Source organism: Paenibacillus sp. J22FR5 (assembly GCF_059691975.1).
The window spans coordinates 227,550-250,586 of record NZ_JCAUAN010000004.1; the positions used below are offsets into that span (position 1 = coordinate 227,550).

Here is a 23,037-nt window from a genome sequence, read left to right on the forward strand (position 1 = left end):
ATGAAATGAGTTTTTTTCATAGGGATATTCAAACTTTATATATGAAGGAAGTGTAGCCATGAGGAGATATCAATGGATTAGATGGCGAAAGTTTATCCTCTGGCTAACAGCCATTGCTTTGCTTTTCGGGCTGTTATGGGCAGGTGGGCCGACCTATTGGAGTGTCGCGCGTAGTATAGCCAGCCTGCTGATGAACCTGGTTTTCGCTATGGCTTTTATGATCATTCAGTTTGTTGCGCTTTTCTGGTTTCTAGCTAGAGGGCGAACGTACTGGATTCTGCCTGGAGAGACGGGCTCGACGTGGGACGATTATCGTGGGAATCCCGAAATTGTGGAAAATGCGAAGCGTATTGTGACTCTGCTCAAGGGCGTCAAAGAATTCAAGGAGATGGGTGGAGAAGCGATTCGCGGATTGCTGCTCTGTGGACCGCCAGGAACAGGGAAATCATACTTAGCACAGGTTATTGCGAATGAAGCACAAGTTCCTTTTGCTTACGCATCAGCACCAAGTTTTCAGAACATGTTCTTCGGTGTCGGTAACTTGAAGGTGATGGGTATTTACAAAAAGGCTCGGAAGCTCGCGCGTGTCTATGGTGCTTGTATTATTTTTATTGACGAGATCGATGCTATCGGGATGAGCCGACAAGGCGGTGGTGCTGGCGGCGGTATGATGGGCATGATGGGGATGGGCGGCGGTTCAGGCTTATTGAACGAGCTGCTCCTGCAAATGGACCCACCCAATATCGATAACTCCAAAATTGTGAAAATGCTGCGTTCGCTAGGTCTTCGCCGTAAAAAGGCAGAACGACCGCCAGTACTCACAGTGGCAGCGACCAATTTGCCCGATGTACTCGATTCTGCCCTGCTTCGACCAGGTCGTTTCGATCGGCAGCTCTGGGTGGATGTGCCTGACTATGACGGTCGGGTAGATATTTTCCAATACTACCTGAAGAAAGTAAAGCTGGACGAATCGCTAACAGCGGAAAAAGCGGGTCTGGATTCCATTGGATACAGCCCTGCGCAAATCAAACACATCGTCAATGAGGCAGTTGTCATCGCGCATCAGCGTGGTGCACAGGCTGCCAGTTACGAGGACTTCCGCGCTGCGATGGAGACCTATGAGTGGGGACTCAAACAGCCGCTTCGCTCCATGCGAGATGATGAGAAGCGCAATGTTGCTTATCATGAAGCGGGTCATGCGGTGGCACAGTTCCTGCTTAAGCCTCACGAGCGTGTATGGAAAGTTACGATCATTCGCCGTGGTGGCGCGCTTGGACTTTCGGCCACGAAGGAGACGCATGAGCGGTATAACCGAAGCGACTCTGAGATGTTAGCAGAGATTCAGGTTTGTCTGGCTGCCCGTGCGGTAGAAGATGAGTTCCTACACAAGAAATTAAACGGTGTTACTTCGGACTTACAGCATGCAACGCAAATTGCAGGTGCTTATCTGGGGATGCTGGGAATGGGCGATGAGTTGTTCAGCTTCCTAGCAGTTGGCTCTCGCACGGATGGACTCAGGGCACTTCGACCGAAGATTAATGAACTTCTGAACCAACAGATGCTCGAAGTGAAGAAGCTCATGTTGGATTATACAGATTTCGTCCATAAGATCGCGGAAGAACTGTTGAAGCGGGAAGATTTGACAGGTGATGAAATTGAGGAGATCTTTGATCAGCTGTATGGGGATACACGACCTAGAGCGATTGAGGTGAAGCCAATTCCACTGAAACTGCCGGCTGCGCTGGATAAACCGCCAGTAATGGATGATTTGGATGAAGAACTCAAGGATTCCTAAGTGAACGGAATCATCCCAGAGGTTGCCTCCTTTTTGGCTATCGTGGTCAGAAGGGGGCAAGACACCATTGAGGTTGTCATAGATGGACATCAATTGGTCGATGTACATGCTTTTGAAATTAATTTGGAGTATGATCCTACTAGGTTAAAATTCATAGATGCCAAGTCCGATGCACCTGGGTTCTCAGTTCCACCTAGAACCTTGCCGTAGATAGTGTGTAAATTTATGTGATTTACAGATAGATAAGGATCTTGCGGCGAATGCCTCAGGTCCTTTTTGCTGCGTCTAGCGGCCGCAAGCACCTGCGTTTTCGTTATTTTGCAATATTTGTAGGCAGCATACGATGGTAATTTATGATAGAATGGGAAAATCGGCTTGAAATCAAGAAGTATGAGGTGAACCATCTTTGCTGCAATTATCAACCAATAGAAGAAAGATATTCTTTTCCACGCTCCAAAGTTTCCTAGGTGTAGTACTGAGCAGTCAAAAGCTGACGTTGTATACGTTCGCTGCTATCCTATGGAAGTCAGAATTCTTACTTGCAGCGCTGCACGCGCCAGACAATGCAGGGATTAATATTGGCAACATGTATTTCACAGTGCCGCCAATCTTGTCGCATTTCATGTTTATTTTATTTGTTGTCGCAATGGGGTTGTTCTTCAAAAAGCGAGGCCGACGCATTTATTTGATTGGCATTCATCTGTTGTTTAGCTTACTATTGTTTTGCGATTTAGTTTATTACAGAGCGTATGCAGCGTTTCTTTCGCTTCGCTTTATTCTTCATCCCAATGGATTCAATCCACTGGATTATAACCTTTGGGCGTTTATTCGTCCGTTTGATTTCTGGTTGTTGATTGACTTTGTTGGTATAGGTGCCTTTCTCTTTATCCGCATGAAAAGCTCTTCGATTATGTCACGCCGACGCGAGCGCCATAGACATCCTGTCTTAGCCATGATACTCATGCTAGTGGCTGTTGGCGTCGTTTCTTACGATCACTATCGGATCGATGTCAAGAATACAACGAAGGGCGAGATGATGTTCTTCAAGCTAAGCTGGGCGCCATTCCAGTCGATGTCAGATATGTCTCCCATTGGGTATCATCTGTATGATGGATTACGGCTTTTCGGTGAAGCCAAGGGGATCAAGCTGGCCGAACAAGAAAGCGCAGAAGTGAAGAATTGGTTAGCGAGCAATGCAGAGGGACTCCCTGATAATAGCTACAAAGGGATGTTTCAAGGGAAAAATCTGATCGTGATTCAAGTAGAATCCTTGGAAAATTTCGTGATTGGTCAGAAGGTTAACGGACAAGAAATTACGCCGAACATCAACCGTTTACTTGGGAACAGCTTGTATTTCACAAATTTCTATGAGCAAGTCAACAATGGTACTAGCTCGGATAGTGATTTGATGACGACTACATCGGTGTTTCCATTGCGATCAGGCGCGAATTTCTTCCGATATCCGACGAACACCTATAATTCGCTGCCGAAGCTGATGGAGGGTATGGGTTATCAAACAATTTCTACCCATGCGGAGCCAGCGGGAAGCTGGAACTGGGTCGAAGCCCATCACAATATCGGATACCAAACGAGCTGGGATTTAAGGAAGTACAAGGAAGACGATACGGTAGGACTTGGCTTGTCAGACGAGTCTTATCTCAAACAGCTAGGGGATAAAATGACAGATGTGCAATCCCCGTTCATGCTTCATGTAGTTACCTTGTCCAGCCACGGTCCTTTCGATTTACCAGAGAAAACGAGGAAGCTTCGTCTAGATCCAAGCTTGGACAAGACGATCATGGGCGCTTATTTCCAAGCGATCAATTACACGGATAAACAAATCGGCGCATTCATAGACAAGCTGGATCAATTAGGCTTGTTGGATCAATCTGTTATTGCGATTTATGGCGATCATACAGGGGTTCATAAGTACTATCAGGACCAAGTCGACGCGATTCCATCATTGGAAAATGAAGCGTGGAGAACGCATTCGTTGCAACTGCCATTCATTGTGTACAGCAAAGGGATGCAAAGCGAGGAAATTCCCACGATCGGTGGTCAAATTGACACGCTTCCTACACTTGCCTACCTAATGGGTGTTGATAAAGCGAAATTTGAGTCAACAGCGATGGGGAAAATTCTTGTGAATACGAATAAGAATTTTACCATTCTCAACAATGGAACGTTGGTTGGAGCGCCGCGGGAGTCAGAGAAAGATCATATTCTGCGCTCGTTCCAAATCGCCAATTGGATTCATGAGAGCAACTATTTTGCACAATAGAAAAAAATGAGTAGGGCTGCTATGAACTGCTCATGACCAAAAAATCCCATGTGAACAATGATGTATCATTGTTCACATGGGATTTTTCTTGTACATGCAAGTAAAACTATTTAACTTCAGAAAGAACGAATTTATCGTTCACTTTTTTCGTAGTATACGTAACGCCGTCTTTGGTCGTAAATTTCACGAGCTCAGGCGTGTTCGCTTTATCAAACGTGATTTCTTCTTTTTTTGTCGTCAGAATATTGGAAGTAAAGTACGATTTGGTATTCGTAAGGAACGTCGAACCTGCCTTCGTATCCGTAACATAATGATTCGCTAGGGTATCTAACATCGAAGCGTCGAAGTAGCTAGATAGAAACTTCTTTGCTGTCTCTTTATCTGTAGCTGCGATTGGGTTTAAGATAAATGCGCCGTCTGCGGATTTCGCTTCTGCAAATAAGTAATCTACTTTCTCGCGTGCAATTCTAACTGCGATATAGCCTTTCATGTTCGTTGCATCCTGAGTTACAGCCGTTGTTTGTGGAGCTGCCGTTGCTGTAGCAGCAGGAGTTGGTGAAGTTGTGGAATCTTTGGAAGAACATGCAGCGCCTGTTACTGCCATTGTAAGTATAAGAAGCCCTGCAGCCGTTTTTTTCAATGTCATTTGGGTACACCTCATCGTCATTTATGTACTGGCTTATATTACTAAATAAACCGAATTCTATGTTAGTAGAATAGCCAGCAAGATAAGAATATAAACGATAAGGGTAGGATTTGCAAACTTGAAATAGCGTCATCGCGCAGGGTAACTGCGAATTTCCTATGAGGATCTTATGGAAACGCTTCTAATTGTGACAGCTTAGAGGGAGGTGGGACTTGCAATTATCAAATAACTGGATTTTAGGCATCTAAAATGGTTGTTTTTATCCTTTTTATACAAATAACTGGATCTATTGTCGTTAAATTCGTCTATTTTTTGTCTAATTTCCGAACTTGTATGCTGGGTACTCTAAGAAAATTCATTTCAAATAAAAAACTGGATATTTCCACATCATTTAGATGTAAGAAATCCAGTTATTCGTCATAGAGATGCTCCTTATTAATAAGGAGTCTGCGTTAAATCCTTCATTTCCGCTAGAAGCCCCGTGCGTAAATCGATCTGTGGTTGATAGCCGAGCAGGGATTGTGCCTTACGAATATCCGCCCAAGTATGACGAGGCTCTCCCGAGGCTTTGCCGAGAAATTGCCTGTCTATTTTTCGACCAAAAAGCTCCTCAAGAATGGCGATGCAATCAAGTACGGATGCACGTTCTTTCCCACCGATATTGATGGTTTCGCCGATGATATTTGCAGCGTAGGCCGTTGCTGCGATGGCCTCCACACAGTCGCTAACATACGTAAAGTCGCGAGTTTGCAGCCCGTCACCGTGGATGGGGATTGGTTTGTTTTGCCGGATATGCTGGATAAAACGATGGAAGGCCATGTCAGGACGCTGTCTAGGACCGTACACAGTGAAGAATCGTAAAATAACGACAGGTAGTTCATGGTTATGCGCATACACCTTACAGAGCTGCTCTCCAGTCAGTTTGGTGACCCCATAAGGCGAGAGTGGCTCTGTAGTAGCGGCCTCATTCACTTGATTTGTTTTTTCGCCGTAAACGGAAGATGTTGATGCGTACACGAATTTACTCACGGGATGCTTGCGACAGCCTTCTAGCAGCCGTTGGGTGGCTTCGATGTTATTGCTGACGTAGGATTTGAAATCCTCGCCCCAGCTAGAACGAACGCCAGGCATGCCAGCCAAGTGGTAAACGATATCAACGTCTGGAAGAATTGCCTCCCACGGAACATGTAATAAATTCTGGTTAATGAAAGTGAATCGGTCATGTTGGAGTAAAAAACGAAGGTTATACTCCCTTACCTGAACAGGGGTTGGAGACTTCTGGACGAAAGCATCCAAGCCAATGACTTCATGTCTTGGATCTTGTAGAAGCTTTTCACATAGATGAGATCCGATAAACCCAGCTGCTCCCGTGACGAGTATTTTCATGCTAAGTAAGCTCCTTTCGTGAGGCAGATTATCTATTTCCGATGCCGAAATACGAATAGCCCAGCTTGGTCATTTCTTTGCCGTTTAGCATATTTCTTCCATCGAAAACGAAATAATCTTTCAGATACGCTCGTAATTGCGCCCAATCAGCATCGATATAGTTTTTCCATTCTGAACAAAGGAGAATTGCGTCGCATTGATGCAACGTCACCTCGATGGATTCGAATTGTTGAACATTTTCAGATCGAAGAACTTCAGGAAGTTTTGCGATGGGATCGTGTACTCTTAAATTCGCTTGTTTGCGATGTAATTGTTGAATGATGGAAAGGGCAGGTGCTTCCCTTAAATCATCGGTATTCGGTTTAAAGGAAATGCCAAGAACGGCAATGGTTTTATGGCTGAAGCCACCTAACTTTTGTTCCCATATGTTCAAAAAGTGCGAAGATTGTGAGTTGTTAACGTTAACGACTTTTTCAAGAATGCTGAGATCAACTTGTTGCTCCTTCGCCGTATATAAGAGAGCCATGCTATCTTTCGGGAAGCAAGAACCGCCATAACCGATCCCGGCTTTTAAGAAATGGGGACCGATCCGTTGATCCATGCCCATTCCCTTAGTGACGTCGGATACATTTACTTCCAGGGATTCGCATAGTCTTGATAATTCATTTACATAGGAGATTTTAGTTGCTAAGAAGGCGTTCGATGCATATTTAATCAATTCTGCAGTTCTGGGTTTGGTAACCAAAACGGGGGCTTTTAATTGCCCATATAAGGATGTAATGACATTTGCGGCTTGCGCATTGTCGCTTCCTATAATAATGCGATCGGGATTAAGAGAATCATACAGCGCGCTGCCTTCCCGAAGGAACTCTGGATTGGAAACAACATCGAACGGGTGGGGATGAGTTTGTGATTCTTTGACCCAGTTGACTAATTTGCGGTTTGTATCTATGGGAACTGTGCTTTTCACAGTAATTATTTTATAGTCATCCATGAAAGTACCAATACTTTGGGCAGCTGCTCGAACGGACTGAAGATCAGCGCTTCCATCTTTATCGGAGGGGGTGCCAACACAGAGGAAGAGGATTGAATTTTCACGTATTCCTTTTTCTGGAGAGGAAGTGAAGCGAATGTTTCCCGATGCTAAGTGTTTCTTTAATAAGTGGTCCAGCCCTGGTTCGTAAAAAGATAACTTGCCCTCAGAAAGTCCCTGTATTTTCATCATATCCGTATCTAACCCCGTAACCTGCCATCCCAGTTCAGCAAATACCAATCCAGTTGTAATCCCTACATAGCCCATACCCATGATTAAAATGTTCATTTGTTTCATTTTCTCGACCCTCCGTCTTCTTGAACGAACACCGACTGTGGACTGATAATCGAGTTCGTCATTGGATAATGGTTAGGATTAAGAATGGCGTACTCTAGCAAGATGCTGTTTTCTAATGTACAACTTTCTAGTCTGACATTAGGTCCGATCGACACGTAAGGTCCAATCACACAATTGATTAATTCTGCACTAGGGTCGATACATACAGGTGGGATTAGGGTGGTTCCTGGGAAATCTGTTCGATACGTCAGCAAACCTTCATCCTCCATAAGCTTCAACATCCACTTGTTCGCGTCTAGCCAGCCTTTCATGGTACCGACATCCGAGAAATTCTTTTCCGTTATTTGATAAGACACTGAAAATTGTTGATGGATCAGCCACTGAATGGCATCCGTAATTTCGTATTCGCCTCTGGCAGAAGGACTGATCGCATGAACGGCTTCAAAAATACTCGGTTTAAACGCGTAACTCCCCAGTACCGCAAGATCTGACTTGGGCACTGAAGGCTTTTCTTCCAGACCAACGATTCGATCTTTGTTAATTTCGGCAATTCCAAAAGCCTTTGGATTCGGCACTTTTCTTAGCAGAATAGCTGCATCGTGTCCATCGTGTGTAATTGCGTGACATAAGCCATGAAGATCTTGCGTTATCAAATTATCGCCAAGAAGCAGCACGAAGGGTTCGTTGTCCATGAAAGACTCGGAGTGTTTGACAGCGTCTGAGATACCCAAAGGATTCTTTTGGAAAATATATGTGATGTTAACATTCCACCTTTCGCCAGTACCTACTTCTTCCAAAAACATGGTGTGGAGACTAGGCCGGATTACGATACCGATCTCGTAGATACCTAATTCCACTAGCTTTTCGATACCATAATAAATTAAGGGTTTATTCGCCACTGGAAGCAAACCTTTAGGCTTTATATTGGAAAAAGGTTGAAGTCTAGTACCTTTGCCTGCACAGAGAATTAATCCTTTCATAAGCTTTTACCTCCTTGTCTATATGAAGACATTATTAATTTATGATGAAAATTATGAAATGTAAGGGCTATTCACAGGGAAAATAAGCTGATATGTATACGTTTTATGTACTTCTTCTATCAGGCCAATCATAATCCGCGAATCTACTCTATCAAGAGCCTAAGCAGGGGGTTGGAAAAATCATAGTATACATGGAGACAATTAAAGTTTCTAAATGAATGCGAGAGGAATGATTATTTTGGAAAGTCTAGAACAATTACTCAGTTATTTAAAAGCGCATCCCGAAGTGACAGAGATCTCATTGGAGTATGTGAACGGTGACAAAGACAAGGTTGACTTAACTGAAATCAATGATTTAATGAAAGACATTGATTGGGAGCAAGTCGACGAAGCTGAGGTGGAATTAGCTGACGGAACAAAGTTGGAGTTTGGTGGAGTCGATGAAGAAGATGGCGAAGACGAAGAATCAGACGAAGAAGATGACGAGGACGAAGACGAAGACGAAGTAACGGTATCAGCTGCAGGAGATGAAGAAGAATCAGACGAAGAAGATGACGATGATGACGATGATGACGACGACAATGATGACGAAGAAGATGAAAATGAAGACGAAGCGACAGTAGCTGCTGCAGAAGGTGAAGAAGAATCAGACGAAGAAGATGAAGATGAAGATGAAGATGAAGATGACGACGACGACGATGATGATGAAGACGAAGAAGCATAAGTAGCAGAAGAACAATAAGCACGTCGATAGCGATTTGAGTCATGAAAGAAGGGTACTGGCTTTAAGCTTTGCCACTCCATGCATGGAAAACCTCTTACTCTTGTTATGGCTTCTGCTCGTTTTCGCAGTAGATTCATACTCGTAGTAAGGGGTTTTTTCTACATTCTTAGGTTGCAGTCAAGTAGACGTGTCATGAGTCTCTTGGTACGAAAAATGGGCTGTCCCCAAGTAGAAATGTCTACTTACTGGACAGCCTCTTCGTTCTAACTGCTAACTAGAAATCCCCTTGTTCATGCCTATCTTTGTTCCCAGACGGCCAGAATTTCCCGAGCAACACGTTCCCACGAGAAATTTCCTTCTGCTAATCTACGGCCGTTAAGTCCCATTTGACGTGCATTGCCCAGATCAGTCAGCAGCGTGTTCAATTTCTGTGCATATTCTCTAGGGTCTTCTGGGTTATCGATGAGAATACCGTTATTGTTCTTAACGATTTCCGGATTACCGCCTCTAGCTGTCGTGAGGAAAGGCAGACCAGCAGCCATGGCTTCATAGTGTACTCGGGCCAAAGGCTCCTGCCAAATGGACGTACAGACAAAAACATCTCCCGCACAGAACCAGCGGTGAACATCGTTGGCTTGAACATAGCCAGTCGTTATGACTGGAAGTGGTGAGCGTACGGCAAGCGCTCTTACGTAAGCGACATAATCACTTATTGAGTTATCACTAAACCAAGCACCACCAACAACAACGAGTACAGCATCCGGATGATTGATTTGCGACATCGCACGTACTAACACATGGGGCCCTTTATTACGGGTTAGCCTCCCGACAAACAATATGACTTTCTTGTTCGTGAGGTTGTGTTCTGCCCTAAGGCTCTCCCGAGCTCTTCGTGCACTTTCGGACTCCATCCATGGCGCAAAGCGATTTAAATCGACGCCGGAGTAAATTGGTTTTATTTTATCAGCTGCATGAGGATAGAAATCACAGATGGCGGTTCCAATATAATTACTAATGGTAATGATACGTTCTGTTTGTTCAATCACAGCATTGCCCTCACTGGGCGCAATCTTAAATGGATTAAACATATCGTTATGCATGCTTAGAATAATGCGGGATGAAGAGGCAACCTTGCGTACAGGAAGGACCAGCAAGGGACGGTTAAAAATATGAATGATATCGAAGTGTTCTGACGTATTCTCCAGAAACTGAATGACATTCGGTGCGTATGCCTCAAGTAAACTTTCTGAATCAACACGCACATAACGGATGCCATCTACAACTTCATCGTTTGGTAAAGCGGGGTCCGTTCTTCCAAGAATCGTAATTCTGTGATGTTTACTTAACAGCGAGGCCACTCCGTCTATATAGGTTTGGATGGCTCCCCCTCGAATGTTGGGGACAGGCAGCTTTTCTGTACAAATCATCAGAATGTTCACAAGTTAACAGCTTCCTTTCTTCAGGCAGTCCTTTTTCTGAGTTGAATCTGCTTTTTTAACAACGGAGGTGAAACGTTCATATTCCGTTGTGTTTGTTGTATTTTTTTTGGATAAGGTTTCGCTATTCGCTTAACAGGCTTCTTCAATACTTGTTTGCGTTTCATTTGTTTCTTTTTAGCACGAAGTAACGGCTTCAAAGTTTTCTTAGCTCGCCATTTTTTGTAACCCCAAATAATTCTTACACCTGTGCGGCGTTTCCATTTCGTAAGCTTTCTTTGTCTTTTTCGTTTGAAAGTTCGCGTTTTTTTGATGATTTTGGTTTTGCGACGTTTCGGTACACGAAGTGTGAATTTTCTTTGTCTACGAGCTGGCAATTGAATTAGCTCTGGAACAGGGACTGCAGGAATTACAGGGATTGCAGGCATTGCAGGCATTGCAGGCACGGTAATCGCAGCGGGTACTTCTGCATTTACAGGATCTGGTGAAACAGGAACCGTAATCGTTTTTTCTGATTTAGGTGCATCGGCGTAAACACGTTTTGATTTTCTCGTAGAAGGGATGGTAACGACAGCAGGCTTTTCTAAATAAACCGGCTCTGGTGCAGAAGGTACAGAGATGATGTTCTCTTCCTCTATTACAGGCAGGGTTACCGATGCTGGCAACTCGGCATATACAGGTTCTGTCTCAAGCGGAATTGGGATGATCTCTTCTACAACTGGCGTAACTGGCGTAACTGGCGTAACTGGCGTAACTGGTGTAACTGGTGTAACTGGTGTAACTGGTGTAACTGGTGTAACTGGTGTAACTGGTGTAACTGGTGTAACTGGTGTAACTGGTGTAACTGGTGTAACTGGTGTAACTGGCGTAACTGGCGTAACTGGCGTAACAGGTGTAACAGGTGTAACTGGTGTAATTGGCGTAATTGGGGCATTGGAGTAAGTTGGTTGCAACGTAGCACCTGGAAGAACAATCGGACGATCAGTAATAAATGGTGTGACGGTTCCCGAGTAGTCCCCAGCAGGGTAATTTGCCTTGTCTTTTTCAAGTTCTGTTAATGCCTGCCATTTACTCGTTTCAGTTGTCATGACTCTTTGAAGGATTGGTGCTAGTTCAGTCTCAAGGAAAACTTGGGGATTAAAAACAATTTCTTTAACATGCTTGTAGAATTCATTTGGGAAGGCCATATCAATCCACAATATTTCGAAGGTTTCTTGGTCAAGTGGATTGGCTCGATGGTATGCTTCAATCATGCCGCGTATCCATGTCAAGTCCCAAACACCCATATCATCCATGGTACTCGTAATCAATTTGCGTAAATCACGAATCGGCAGATCATAGGAAACCCCGTCTAAATCGATAACCCAGATGCCGCCAGGCCCCATCTGACCATTCGACCAACCAAAATCCTGGTGGGCAAGCCCCCAGTGTGGCTCACCTTTGGCTAACATGCTGTTGTAAGGGGAGTTTTGAAAACGTTGATACATGTCGTTAGCCTGCCGCTTGAATTCCTCGATGACGGCAAGTAAACTTGCGCTTGCTGCTGTTTCTGAGTAGGCGTGGGCGATATCCTGAAACCAGCCAATTTTGGCAATTATTTTTTCGTAATATTTACCCCAACCGTAAATACGTGAAGATTTCTCAGAGCCGCTAGGTGGGACATACCCCTTGGAGTTTTTGTGGAACTCACCTAATCCGAAGCACAGCTGCGAGGCTCCTTCAAGGTCAACTTTTGATACGGGTACCAGAGGTTCGATCCAGTCGGTCACGATCCATAGTTTACCACCAGCTTCAACATAGAAATTGCCTTCCTTTGTAGGAATGAAAGAAGGGACTCGGTAACCTAACCCTGACATGTACGCTTGAGCGCCTACACTGAAAAGACTTCTTCTTGGCCGTCTGTGTAAACATTTAATACTAAGATTGCCCTTACTTGTGCTGATTTTCCAAATAGCGCCACCTTTATCAGGTTTGGAGGTAATCAAGAGCATATCATAGACCTGCATGTCATAATGAGTCATGACCTCTCTTGCCAACATCTCTAACCCAGGAGGAACATACATGTTAGCCACGATTCCTGGATCCAAGACGTCATTGATCCAGGGGACGATTTGATAATTTTCCACCACCATCACTCCATCACGTATTTTAAAGTGAATTGTACGTACTATACACTTACAGATGCTGCGATATTGCTATTGTGATCCACTTCTTTACATCATCGAACTGCTGCGAATGAAAGATCACCTCACATAAACCAGATTAGGTTTATCTATTTCTATGCATATGTCATTAGGTGAATGGTTGATATGTACAAGAGTGGAGTTTCATGAAAAACGATGAGTCTTCCGTTCGACTTTTCACCGAAAAGATTGAATTGACATGAAACCAAATGGTTGTATATAATAAAAAGCGAAACCAAAAGGTTTCGTTAAATTGTGCAAATGAGATGAGGAGATAGGATATGTTGTTGAATTCAATCAATTATTGGGCAGTGTTGGTCACAGGCGTTTTATCGTTAGTTGTAGGCTTTTTATGGATGGCAGTCATATGGGCAAAGCCTTATCAGAAGGACATGTACGGAAAGTTGGAACAGGCTAATAATACCGTAAGTAAGTCAGTTAAGATTCAATCCTTTGTCATTTATATCCTTGTCTCTTTCGTGACTTCCATAGCTTTTGCCGTATGCTTAGAGTTATGGAAAGCTGGTGGACAAGCGTTTAATTATGACGGAGATCGATTGTCGAATGCGTTCTGGTTTACTATGCTCCTAGCAGCGGGCTCTACGCTTCCATTCACCGTTGGCAAGAAGGTATGGCAATTCAAAAGTTGGCTAGTTGTAGCCGTTGACTCCTCGTATGAGGTTGTTCGCTTCACGATGTTGTTACTCATTTTTTGGTTCTGGAAGTAGAATATCTGAAGATACGCTGACTTTTTAATTGTATATCATAAACCTTCGAAACCTGAGATGTGTGATGATTTCCAAATGTGTATAATAGAGCTATCTGATTACATAAAAGGGGACGACTTCTCATGATTACTTGCAAATCTTGTTCCAAACGAACAGATCTCCAGTTAAAGCGTTGTACGCACTGCGGGGCGATGCTGACCTACTCGGTTGCAGAGAAATTTGATGCGATGGCAGAGTTGGTGGAACAAGCGCTGAAGCAGGAACTCGAAGCGAGAAGGAGATTGAAGCATTAGCGTATTAACTGAAGCGGGATTACCCGAAGACATATGGAAGAACTGAAACACCCTTTGGGTGTTTTTTGCGTTGTGCCATCTAAGCTGCACGGCAGACAAGCTCGGTCTGTTATTCAAAAAGCAGTTGGCATGGCGGCAAAGGAATATCTGAATAGACAGTGTGCTTTTGGCAACCAAAATGCCTGTTTAGACTAAATCTTTTCTCTGAGCATTGCAGTAAAGTAAAAGTATGAATGATATCTGAGGAGGTTGTTCCTATGATGCTGTGCCTGTGCCCGTGAATCCCGGTGATGTGATTTTCCACAACATTCAGTTGCTTCATGGCTCACCGGAAGGGGATGGGAATGCGCTTCGCAGGACCGTGTATTACGAGTTCCGTCCAGGCGAAATCGAAGCGAAGTTCGGGCCGCATACGTTGGAGTATTTGGCGCTTAAGCAGCATATGCTTGTGGATTGCATCGAAAAGCGTAAGGAAGCTGCTCATATGTCGGGTGAAACTCCTTACGAGTATCAGCCTACGGGCGCATTCGCGATTGGCGCGAAACAGACGCCGAAGACGTCGGTATGTGCATTATGATTACTGGCGTGGCTAGGAAGAGAAATGATGAGGCTGTTCCACAAGTAGATGAATCTACTTGTGGGCAGCTTTTTCATTTTGGTAAAAGGAGAGCAGCGGCGCTATGTGAGACAGCACCAACTAGGAATATATCAAATTCGCACAAAACTGGGTTAAGCTTTGCCCCGTTTTTTTCTTGAACATACGTCCGAAGGTATGGACATCGGAATAGCCGACGCGATCCGCAATTTCGCTAAAGGAAAGGCTGCTTTGAATGGCAAGCTCCTTCGCTTTGTTGATGCGAATCCACGTCAAATACTGCATGGGGGACATTCCGACATGCTGGCGGAATAAAGTCAGTATGTAATTTTTGCTGAGGCCGGAAACGTCCTCCAACTCTTTAATTTGAATCTCCCGACTGTAGTGCTCGGTGAGATAGTTTTTGATTAAGACCAGCTTTGGCATGGTGAGCGCGTCTGTTTTGGTGCGTGTTGTGCCTGATTCGATGGCTAATGCAGCTTCAGCAAGAATGCGCATGAGCAGGCTTTGGCAGTGCATCTGATGCACGAGACCCGGCTGGCGATAATGCGAAACAAGCTGTGAAAGCATGGTCTCTACCGGATGATCCGCGAAGTTGCCGAGCATATGCTTATGCTTGAAAAGCTCCTCATATGGGAACGCGGACTTACCGAAATGGAACACGAGCGAAATACACACATAAGGACTGTGATCCTCTTTAATGATGGAGTGACGCTCATTGGGACGATGAAATAAGAGATCGCCACGGTGCGTCTCGTAGGGATTGTCACCAACGGGATAGTGGGCAAAACCGTCCACCACATATTGCAGGATAAATTGCGTCATCTCCCGATTGCGAATCGCCCACCCCTTTGGGGCATGGAACATATGGGCTAGCGTGATATAGGGCGGAAAATGGTAATCCGGCAGCATTCCAATTGTTTCTGCTGGCTGCATAGTAGTCAGGTTGGGAGCCATTTGATCAGCACCTTTCTATATGCACTAGTGTAGCATGAAGCAGTGAATTTGAAGAGTGCCTTTGGCAACAGAAGAGATTTTGCCGCGATAGCAAATCCTTTATACCATAATAACAATCGGAAATTAGCACATTATCGCGGAATTGATCGTATTTGTCTCCATTGAGGCTAATGGCTTGCGAAATGGGGTGCCAGCAAGTGGTTATGTAAATATTTATGTGGATGGAGTTCTGCAACAGGGGAGTTTGTTGACATCACTAACAGATACAACTCTTGTTTTAACTAGTTTACCTACTCCTTTTACGGTTGGTGCACCGGTTGCCCTAGAGGTTGTAAGCTTTGAAAACATCGCAACGAATGTAACGAACCCGACTATTTCTGCACCTATTATTACGGTTACAGCGTAAGTTAATGTTATTTCTCATAAATAAAAAATGTTCAAATCATGTCAAGCAAAGTGGACCTTTGCAAGCGGATTGCAAAAAGTGATAAAAGCAAACTACTACCATCACATCATGAGGTTGCAGGAGAAAGCACCGAAGTCAATGGATCGGCAGCCTTCTCCTGCTAGCGGTTAGTTTTATTGGATGATAAGAACATCATCTTGTAGTTCCAAACTAATAAGAAGAAAAGGGGCTTCCCTCAAACCATGAAAATGGTTTAGGGGAGCTTTTCTTATAAGGTTAGCAAGAAAAAATCATAAGTCTTATTAAAAATAAAGCATTAATAATAACAAACAAAACTGTATAAGAAAACTTATTTTGAAAGCGGTTTATTTAAAGTACGCTTTGTATTGTAGCCTTGTCAAAATTTTATAAGGGGAGTGTAAATAATTTGAAAAAAATGCGAAGTACGATATTTGCAATGATTTTCCTATTAATTGTTTCTTATTTACCGGGAGTATCTCAGTATGCTCTAGCTGACGCCATCGGGGCATCTACAAATGCTGTATATGTTCCAACAGATCTTAGAATGTCGCCGGCATCAAACACGGAAGATTCGGTGGTCCTAGTTTGGGAAAAGCCATTGACCTACTCTTACGTAACTAATTATAACATTTACAACAGTGATGGTTTGTTAGTTGGAAAGACTTCCAAAACATACTATAAGGTTCTAGGCTTGTCGCCTAATACAACAAATCATTTTATTGTTCGGGCTCAAGATGCTTCAGGACTGGAATCTCAAGATAGTAACACTGTACAAATTACAACAAAGCCAGTTGGGGTAAAAATGAATGTGAAGGATTTTGGGGCAACCGGCGATGGTACGAGCATGGATACAGTTGCCATACAAGCTGCATTAGATGCATGTCCACCAGGCGGAACTGTATATTTCCCTGCTGGTTCATATTTAACGGGGGCGCTATTTTTTAATCACAGCAACATTACCGTGTATGTGGATGCAGGGGCCCAGATTAAACCGAGCACACACAAAGCCGATTTTAAGCCTTTTGTGATGGCCAGGCATAGTTTAGAAGAACCAGAATCCTATGCAAGTCTTTTTAACGCAGGGATTATGGACCACAACAATTATGGTTTTTCGATCCATGATATCGCCATCATAGGACCAGGGACGATTGGGGACGCGCAAAATGGTCTAGACTTACGGGTGGAATATGACAATGACGTGAAAGAAGTCGGCAAGACCTATGGAGGCGGAAGCTTGCTTAGCTTCATGAACGCCCAAAATGTGTATCTAGACGGATTGCAAATCAGAAACGGGATGATGTGGACAATTGTCCCTGTCTACAGTAAAGATATTACAGCTTATGGACTCGACATAAACACATCCGTCCATAACGGGGACGGCTTTGACCCTAACTCCTCTGAAAATGTATACATCCTTTCCTCTACCTTTCAAACCGGTGATGACAGCAGTGCGATAAAATCCGGTATCAACCAAGAAGGCCGAGATATCGGCAGACCCTCCCGCTTTATCTATTATCGTGGAGATACGTTCAGTGGTGGACATGGTGGAATAGTAATCGGAAGTGAAATGTCCGGCGGCGTTAGCGACGTATATGCAGAAGATTGTAATCTCATACCTGTCGATGTGTCGTCTAACGTTGTTACTCCTGGTTTTAAAGTTAAGACGAGTACATCAAGGGGCGGGTATATACGTAATATTCAGGTTAGAGACTCGCTAATTAACAAAATTGAGTTAAACTCCAATTACGATAAGTTGACGGTTCCCGATATTTACCCTTCCGATATGAGCAATTTTCGTTTTATTAATCTTCGAAATAATGATACGACCGGAACGGGAACAGATAATATCATTTCCTTGACTGGGGCGGCCTCGACACCTACTTCAGACAATGCATTGAAGAATGTGCAATTCATCAACAGTTCATTCACTCAGGCAGTACTAGCCTACACAGAGAATATATTCTTTTATAATTGCAGCTTAGCTAGAGGGATTAACGCTACGAATAGTACGAATATCGTGCAGGACGGCGCTGTCGTGCATGACAAATCCTTTCCCGTTAATGAGGATTTTACCAGCTATAACGTTGGTGATGTGCCAGGCGGTTACTGGACTGCATCAGGTTATGCCCCAGGCTTAATTCGTATCGCAGCAGATGGAGCTCGAGATGCGAAGAGTTTGTTTCTAGATGATGAAAATTCAGGTTATGTCTCCGTATTACGCAACTTTGCGGCGCAAACAGGTGTTGTAACGGCAGAGGTATACATGAAATTTCCATCTCCTCCGAATTTAACGAACGGTGTACCTAATGGTACTTATGCAACAAAACCAACAGGTAACAACAGGGTATTTCAATTGTTAGGTTCAAACGGCAAGATTGCCGTATGGTTAAACACTGAAAATTCAGGAGCGTTAAGCTACGTTATTAATGGTGTCACTTCGCCTATTATCATTCCCGCAATATCTCTTAACACATGGTTTTCAGTAAAGACTGTAGTGGATATCCCGAACAAGGCTGTTGATGTTTATTATAACGGGTCAAAGGTTCTAAGCGGGCAGCCGTTCTATGATAAGACCGTCATTCCGCCTGATATCAACACCTTTAAATCCATAGGACCAAACAATAATACGACCGTAGCCTCCCAGGTGCTTCTGGATGATTTAACGATTAGCACACCTGTGACGGACAGTCAAGGATACGGAATTAATCTAAGCACGCCGAATAGTGTTACCTCGATTTCTGGTAAAGGTGACAGCTTGCAAATCAGCGCTTTGAAAACGATAAATGGATCTCCATCGACAGTTACATGGGCTGTTTACAATAGCGATCTTACACCTACTGATGCTGCCACGATTGATGCAAGCGGTCTGTTAACTGCAAAGAAAAATGGGAAAGTCGTTGTTGCTGCGTCAATGAATGACGGCACAGCCATCGCAAGCTTATTACCCATTACGATAACTGGGCAAGAATCTACGATAGGTTTCAAAGCAGTAAACGTAACAACTGCAATCGGGACTGCACCATCTTTACCTTCCACAGTGACGGTAATAAGAGATGATGGTTCTGTCACCTCAGCCCCTGTTATTTGGGATTTAGTTAATCCTGCTAAATATCAACAAATGGGTACTGTAAGTATCCAGGGGACTGTAACAGGCTTTTCGCAAAGAGCCTCTTTATCCATTCATGTTGTTCCTATGGCGATTAAGGGTTATCAGCCTGTAGACATTAAAATAAAAGCAGGAGTTACACCAAGCTTACCGGCTCAAGTGACGGCTTATTACAACAATAATATATCCCAATCTCTTCCTGTAGTATGGAATAATGTTCCCGCGGATCAGTATGCCCAAACGAATGTCAAAGGGTTTAAGGTGCAGGGCACAATACAAGGGTCGACTTTGCCGATTATAGCGAATGTATCGGTACTTCCAGAACTTGGTCAAGATGCGAAAACGATCCTCGTGGCAGCAGACGGCAGCGGTGATTTCACAACTATTCAAGCTGCAATTAATGCTGTGCCGGATCAGAATAATGTTAGAACCGTGATTTTTGTGAAGAATGGTGTTTATTACGAAAAAGTGTTGATACCTGAAACAAAGCCTTACATTTCCCTAATCGGTGAAAGTGAGGACGGAGCGATTTTAACCTACGACGACAATCCCAAAAAGACAGGTCTGGACGGTACATTGCTTGGTCTGGGTACTTATACGGATTATACGATTATGATTAAAGGCCATGATTTCAACGCTAAAAATATGACGTTCATCAATTCTTCAGGATCTGGAGCCGGGCAGTCCGTAGCAGTCGACGTGTATGCGGATAAGGCTTCTTTTGAAAATTGTAAAATGATTGGTTATCAAGACACATTGCTGACGCGTAACCTGACCGATAATGCGGATCCGACGAATTATGCTAATAACAATACGATTCAAACCTATCGCTCTTACTTTAAAAATTGTTACATTGCCGGTTCTGTCGATTTTATTTTCGGGCCGGGAACAGCCGTATTCGAAAACAGCGAATTGCATTCCAGACTGGCAGGCCATGTGACAGCCGCTTCGACGCCGAAGGGGCAACAGTATGGGTACGTATTCATGAACAGCAAAGTCAGTTCCGAATCGCTGATACAAAGCACTGCAGGTACATCAGATCTGGGTAGACCATGGCGTCCTTATGCTCAAACTGTATATTTAAATACGTATATGGAGAAGCATATTTCGCCAGCAGGTTGGAACAATTTTGGTAATGCTACAAATGAGAAGACAGCTAATTATGCGGAATATAACAGCAGTGGGCCTGGAGCCAATCCTACTGGGAGGCTTGCTTGGACTCATCAGCTAACTAGCGATCAAGCGCAAAGCTATACGCCCCGCCAGATTTTCCAAGCAAGCAGCATGATTGGCGGCACAGACAATTGGGATCCATCTATCCAAACGCCTGTTGCCTCTATTGTCTCTATTCCTTCTATACAGATCGTTACACCAGTTGGTACGGCTCCGATGCTGCCTTCAGTTATCGACGCTGTTTATTCAAATGGAACAACACAACAGGTTCAAGTTTCATGGGATACTATCGCTCCGGAACTGTATGCCCAAAATGGCAGTTTTACGGTAATAGGAACCGTTCAAGGTACAACGATAAAAGCTATTGCGACTGTTAACGTTCGTGCTGGCAGCGTTCTGACGGGGCCTCCATCAGTTACAGCAGGCCAATCCTTGAATATTGTTTACGGATGGTCAGGGGTGTCGGAGCAAGTATATGGGCTGGATATAACATTGACTTATAATCCAAATCAATTGCAATTTGTATTGGCAGAATCATTGATTAATGGCATATCCGTTGTAGATCAGTCGAGCACTCCAGGACAAGTGAGAGTTCTTGTTGCAAGCTCTACGCCTGGTGTATCCATGACTGGAAATCTGGGAAGTATTCTTCAACTTCACTTCCAGGCAGGCAACGTAGCAGAGAATGTATCAAGTACTGTGAATTTAACCCAAGCCATCATTGCAGATGGAAGTGGAGCAGAATCTGGCATGGATGGTTCATCTTATCAGGTGTTAATTAAGTCGCCAGATGCAGCCAATAAAACAGCGTTGCTTACAAAAATTAATGAAGCACAAACCGCAGTAGATGCAGGAACTGTCGGAACGCTATGGGGACAGTATTCAAAAACATCGGTGGATACTTTACTTGCAGCAATCACGGGAGCAAAGGCAATTTCGAATACGATTCAAGCAACACAGGCGGACGTAGATCAAGCTGTCGTTCATTTAACTGGAGCGATCCAAGTTTTTATTGCCTCAGTGAATACGCGTGCTAGCATTGGCGACTTGGCTGTCGTTGCATCTCATTATGGAAAAACATGGACGGGAAGTGATTGGGCGAGCGTGAAGCGATATGATTTCAATCATGATAATCAATTAGATATTGCTGATCTGGCTTCGATCGCACGGAAAATATTAAATAATTAATCGGTATTTGTATCAAAATGAGAGCAGAACAGCTGCTCTCTAATTTGGAAGGGAGTTGGTGTCCTAATGGTTAGATTAAGAATAATGTTGTTGATGATATGTTTAATTATCCTAACTAAACCAGCTGTCATACAAGCAAGCGGTGGTCCTGATTTCTCGCTATCTACAACTCAAGATAGTTCAACTCTTAATAGTCAATTTGAAGTTTCTGTTAACGCCACAAATCTGTCGGATTTGTTTGGTTACGAAATTAATCTGACTTATGACAGATCCAAACTCAAGTTTATCAGCTATACGGCAGGTAATGGGGGATTTAATATTGATCCCATTTTTACCAGTAATGGTGTGCAATTAGCTCATACTGATATAGGGAATAAACCTGGCGCGAATGGGAATGCCACTTTAGCGAAGGTAACATTTAAATCGCTTCAAAAGGGCAGTACCAAGATTGGTCTCTCCAATTTAAAGCTTGTTGATTCACAACTGGCTTCTGTTGTTTATACCAGTAACGCATCAAAGAGCGTGACGATTAATGATTCGACAGGAAACGGCCAAACAGGAAACGGCCAAACAGGGAATGGTCAATCAGGAAACGGCCAAACAGGAAATGGTCAACAAGGAAATGGCCAAACAGGCAATATTGTTCCAGATGTGCAGTTTGATAAAGCTACAAAAACAGTGACATCGACGGTGGATTCAAATGCTTTGAAACGGGCACAAGATGAAGTTGTGGAAAATGAGAAGGGAATTAAAAAAGTTGTTATTGATATTCCGAAAAATTCTGAAGCAAAGGGATACTTGCAAGTCGTTCCAACATCTCTTGTGTCTACGAGTACAAAAAATGGGGAAATCGAAATTATGTCCGATTTTGCCACGATTGTATTACCTAGTAATATGCTTCAAAAACGAGATGCTTCTTCGGCAGATGTAAGTATTCGCATTGCTCAAGCTCAACCAGAGAATCTACAAGCGGATGCTAGAAGTAAAGTAGGTAACCATCCTGTCATTGAGTTAAGCCTTGAATCAGGTGATCAGGTTATCCCTTGGAAAAATAGTCAAGCTGCGGTAGCGGTAAGTATACCTTATACGCCTACTCCTGAAGAACTCCAAAATCCAGAACATATCGTAGTTTGGTATATCGACGGTACGGGCAACGTGACATCAGTTCCTAGCGCCAAATACGATTCAACAACAGGACGTGTGACCTTTAAAACTACGCATTTCAGCACGTACGCTGTTGCTTACTTAGTTAAATCGTTCGACGATCTTCAATCTGTACAATGGGCCAAAAAGCAAATTGAAGTTTTGGCTTCCAAAGGCATTGTCAATGGCATGTCAGAAACAGAATTTCAGCCTTCCCAAGCCATCACAAGAGCTGATTTCTTGGTATTACTTGTTAGGACATTGGAATTACATGGAGACGAAGGAGCTGCCTTCTCCGATGTTCCGGCAGATGCCTACTATAACGATTCGCTGCGCATAGCAAGGGGATTGGGGATTACGGACGGAATTGGCGATAACAAGTTTAGTCCACTCAAGCCTATAACTCGGGAAGATATGATGGTATTAACCGCTAGAGCTTTAAATCAAGCGGGTGGGCTGGCAATTAACACGAATAAGGATGCCTTCAATCAGTTTAAGGACGCAAGCTTGGTTTCTTCTTACGCAGCGACCAGCATCTCAACTTTGGTGAATAGCGGATTCGTACAAGGCTACAATCAAGCTATATATCCACAAGAAACTACGACTCGTGCGGAAACCGTAGTGCTCATGTACAACATTTACAATCATTAATGAGAATTGAGAATC

18 protein-coding genes are annotated in these 23,037 nt (G+C 43.7%); 11 read left to right on the forward strand and 7 right to left on the reverse strand.

Annotated features, from left to right (window positions below; all coding sequences use genetic code 11):
• Positions 1-58: 58 nt before the first annotated feature.
• From AC58P7_RS08965 to AC58P7_RS08975, 3 genes are all read left to right on the forward strand, one after another.
• Positions 59-1,795 (forward strand): AAA family ATPase, encoded by a 1,737-nt coding sequence (locus AC58P7_RS08965; RefSeq protein WP_497341905.1) that lies wholly within the window; start codon positions 59-61, stop codon positions 1,793-1,795.
• Entirely contained in the window at positions 1,796-2,005 is a 210-nt protein-coding gene (locus tag AC58P7_RS08970; protein WP_497341907.1) for a hypothetical protein, read from the forward strand. It abuts the gene before it with no gap.
• A 196-nt stretch (positions 2,006-2,201) separates the two neighbouring features.
• Complete coding sequence (locus tag AC58P7_RS08975; RefSeq protein ID WP_497341909.1) at positions 2,202-4,076, forward strand: LTA synthase family protein; 1,875 nt, start codon at positions 2,202-2,204, stop codon at positions 4,074-4,076.
• A gap of 106 nt (positions 4,077-4,182) precedes the next feature.
• Here the strand turns inward: AC58P7_RS08975 and AC58P7_RS08980 are convergent, their stop codons facing one another.
• From AC58P7_RS08980 to AC58P7_RS08995, 4 genes are all read right to left on the reverse strand, one after another.
• Entirely contained in the window at positions 4,183-4,722 is a 540-nt protein-coding gene (locus tag AC58P7_RS08980) for a hypothetical protein (RefSeq protein WP_497341911.1), read from the reverse strand.
• A 435-nt stretch (positions 4,723-5,157) separates the two neighbouring features.
• Entirely contained in the window at positions 5,158-6,108 is a 951-nt protein-coding gene (locus AC58P7_RS08985; protein ID WP_497341913.1) for an NAD-dependent epimerase/dehydratase family protein, read from the reverse strand.
• Positions 6,109-6,136: 28 nt separating this feature from the next.
• On the reverse strand, positions 6,137-7,438 hold the full coding sequence (locus AC58P7_RS08990) for a UDP-glucose dehydrogenase family protein (RefSeq protein ID WP_497341915.1): 1,302 nt from the start codon (positions 7,436-7,438) through the stop codon (positions 6,137-6,139).
• Positions 7,435-8,418, reverse strand: a complete 984-nt coding sequence (locus AC58P7_RS08995) for a sugar phosphate nucleotidyltransferase (protein WP_497341917.1) — start codon at positions 8,416-8,418, stop codon at positions 7,435-7,437. Before AC58P7_RS08995 ends, AC58P7_RS08990 begins: the two co-directional genes overlap by 4 nt.
• A gap of 238 nt (positions 8,419-8,656) precedes the next feature.
• On the opposite strand from AC58P7_RS08995, the gene AC58P7_RS09000 reads away from it, so the two are divergent.
• The gene (locus tag AC58P7_RS09000) at positions 8,657-9,142 is read left to right on the forward strand and encodes a hypothetical protein (protein ID WP_497341919.1); all 486 of its coding nucleotides are present in this window, start codon (positions 8,657-8,659) and stop codon (positions 9,140-9,142) included.
• 296 nt (positions 9,143-9,438) lie between these two features.
• Here AC58P7_RS09000 and AC58P7_RS09005 read toward each other — a convergent pair whose 3' ends face one another.
• Together AC58P7_RS09005 and AC58P7_RS09010 are read right to left on the reverse strand one after the other, a co-directional pair.
• Positions 9,439-10,581 carry a glycosyltransferase family 4 protein gene (locus tag AC58P7_RS09005; RefSeq protein WP_497341921.1) on the reverse strand — a complete coding sequence of 381 codons (1,143 nt, stop codon included), beginning with the start codon at positions 10,579-10,581 and terminating at the stop codon, positions 9,439-9,441.
• A 20-nt stretch (positions 10,582-10,601) separates the two neighbouring features.
• The gene (locus tag AC58P7_RS09010) at positions 10,602-12,704 is read right to left on the reverse strand and encodes a CotS family spore coat protein (RefSeq protein ID WP_497341923.1); all 2,103 of its coding nucleotides are present in this window, start codon (positions 12,702-12,704) and stop codon (positions 10,602-10,604) included.
• Positions 12,705-13,042: 338 nt separating this feature from the next.
• On the opposite strand from AC58P7_RS09010, the gene AC58P7_RS09015 reads away from it, so the two are divergent.
• The 4 genes from AC58P7_RS09015 to AC58P7_RS09030 all read left to right on the forward strand — a co-directional run bounded on the left by AC58P7_RS09015 (position 13,043) and on the right by AC58P7_RS09030 (position 14,359).
• Positions 13,043-13,489 (forward strand): DUF1761 domain-containing protein, encoded by a 447-nt coding sequence (locus AC58P7_RS09015; protein WP_497341925.1) that lies wholly within the window; start codon positions 13,043-13,045, stop codon positions 13,487-13,489.
• A 122-nt stretch (positions 13,490-13,611) separates the two neighbouring features.
• Entirely contained in the window at positions 13,612-13,782 is a 171-nt protein-coding gene (locus tag AC58P7_RS09020; RefSeq protein WP_497341927.1) for a hypothetical protein, read from the forward strand.
• 33 nt (positions 13,783-13,815) lie between these two features.
• Positions 13,816-13,977 carry a hypothetical protein gene (locus AC58P7_RS09025; protein ID WP_497341929.1) on the forward strand — a complete coding sequence of 54 codons (162 nt, stop codon included), beginning with the start codon at positions 13,816-13,818 and terminating at the stop codon, positions 13,975-13,977.
• A gap of 76 nt (positions 13,978-14,053) precedes the next feature.
• Complete coding sequence (locus AC58P7_RS09030; RefSeq protein ID WP_497341931.1) at positions 14,054-14,359, forward strand: hypothetical protein; 306 nt, start codon at positions 14,054-14,056, stop codon at positions 14,357-14,359.
• Positions 14,360-14,479: 120 nt separating this feature from the next.
• Here AC58P7_RS09030 and AC58P7_RS09035 read toward each other — a convergent pair whose 3' ends face one another.
• Complete coding sequence (locus AC58P7_RS09035) at positions 14,480-15,334, reverse strand: helix-turn-helix transcriptional regulator (protein WP_497341932.1); 855 nt, start codon at positions 15,332-15,334, stop codon at positions 14,480-14,482.
• Between the two features lie 175 nt (positions 15,335-15,509).
• Here AC58P7_RS09035 and AC58P7_RS09040 point away from each other — a divergent pair, with 175 nt between their 5' ends.
• The 3 genes from AC58P7_RS09040 (at position 15,510) to AC58P7_RS09050 (ending at position 23,022) form a co-directional block, all read left to right on the forward strand.
• Entirely contained in the window at positions 15,510-15,740 is a 231-nt protein-coding gene (locus AC58P7_RS09040; protein ID WP_497341934.1) for a hypothetical protein, read from the forward strand.
• Between the two features lie 436 nt (positions 15,741-16,176).
• A complete protein-coding gene (locus tag AC58P7_RS09045) occupies positions 16,177-21,228 on the forward strand; it encodes a pectinesterase family protein (RefSeq protein ID WP_497342059.1) in 5,052 nt (1,683 codons plus the stop codon).
• Between the two features lie 84 nt (positions 21,229-21,312).
• A complete protein-coding gene (locus tag AC58P7_RS09050; RefSeq protein ID WP_497341936.1) occupies positions 21,313-23,022 on the forward strand; it encodes an S-layer homology domain-containing protein in 1,710 nt (569 codons plus the stop codon).
• The last annotated feature ends 15 nt before the right edge of the window (positions 23,023-23,037 follow it).